Raw genomic sequence first — 1,224 nt, 5'->3', positions numbered from 1 at the left:
GCAATCACCTTCTCGGAAACCCTCGCGAAATTTCGCAGTCGCGACGCCAGAGACCGAGGGTTAGATCATGCCTAGCATTCACCTTCCGGCCGCCCGCTAGCGGACCCTGGTCAGGTTCCGCGAAGGTGGGCGCAGACATGCTGGGCTCGTCAGGATCAAACTGCACTATGAGGCGGCGGTTCATACCGCGCCAGGGGAGCGAATGGACAGCGAGGAGCCTCCGAACGTTCGGGTCGCCTGCTCGGGTGATATCGACGAGGTTGTGCGGCTGATGCACGACGCTGCGGCGTGGATGTCCGCCAAGGGAACGCCCGCCTGGGACGTCGCGCGGATCGACCGGACATTCGCGGAGACCTTCGTCCTGAGATCCGAGCTCCTAGTCGCGAGTTGCAGCGACGGCATCGTCGGCTGTTGCACCTTGTCGGCCGAGGATCCCGAGTTCTGGCCCGACGCCCTCAAGGGGGAGGCCGCATATCTGCACAAGCTCGCGGTGCGACGGACACATGCGGGCCGGGGTGTCAGCTCCGCGCTGATCGAGGCTTGCCGCCATGCCGCGCGAACGCAGGGGTGCGCCAAGCTGCGGCTCGACTGCCACCCGAACCTGCGTGGCCTATACGAGCGGCTCGGATTCACCCACGTCGACACTTTCAATCCCGGCTGGGATCCAACCTTCATCGCAGAACGCCTAGAACTCGAAATCTAACGTCCGTTCGGGCATCGAGGTCCATGTCGGGGTGGGACGGGCCCGTGGCTTCAAGATCACTTGCAGTCCGACCGCGATGTCTTGGTTGCGCGAGAGGTTGTCGATATCCTCCACTTCCATCATCAACCCTGGATAATGCCGCCGCCGTCATCGCCGCCGACGCCCGTGCCGGGCTTTTCGGGCCTGTCAGGCTTGCTCGGCCTTCAGCCTGCCTGGGCGAGATCTCCGGCGGACGGATTAACGGCGGAGCTTCGCCGCCTTTCGTGCGTGTGAAGGCCGAAGATAGTTCTCTCAAAAACATCCGTTTATGAGAGATACCAAATGTCATTTTCAGAAGACGACTGCACCAGTTGATTGGGCGTAATGGCTGTTGTGCAGCCAGCTCCTGACAGTTCAATATCAGAAGTGATCTGCACCAATCTCGACTATGCTCAATACTCGTGTGGGCTCTGTTGCAAAAATCGTGAAGCTTGAGCATGCTTGGCGGAGATTGGACGGACGGAACGATGACGGATTTCAAG

Annotated in this window: 1 protein-coding gene; it reads left to right on the top strand. The window is 60.7% G+C overall.

The window, feature by feature from the left end; all coding sequences use genetic code 11:
• Positions 1-202: 202 nt before the first annotated feature.
• The gene (locus tag LU671_RS29265) at positions 203-703 is read left to right on the top strand and encodes a GNAT family N-acetyltransferase (RefSeq protein WP_000376623.1); all 501 of its coding nucleotides are present in this window, start codon (positions 203-205) and stop codon (positions 701-703) included.
• Positions 704-1,224: the final 521 nt, after the last annotated feature.

Source organism: Pseudomonas sp. NMI760_13 (assembly GCF_021283245.1).
GTDB classification, from domain to species: domain Bacteria; phylum Pseudomonadota; class Gammaproteobacteria; order Pseudomonadales; family Pseudomonadaceae; genus Aquipseudomonas; species Aquipseudomonas peradeniyensis.
The sequence above is the reverse complement of the archived record's forward strand: the minus strand, read 5'-3'. Positions and strand labels throughout refer to the sequence as shown.

What these genes read in the sequence shown, in the direction of transcription:
- LU671_RS29265 (WP_000376623.1), top strand. Translation starts at nt 203, where the DNA reads ATGGACAGCGAGGAGCCTCCGAACGTTCGGGTCGCCTGCTCGGGTGAT.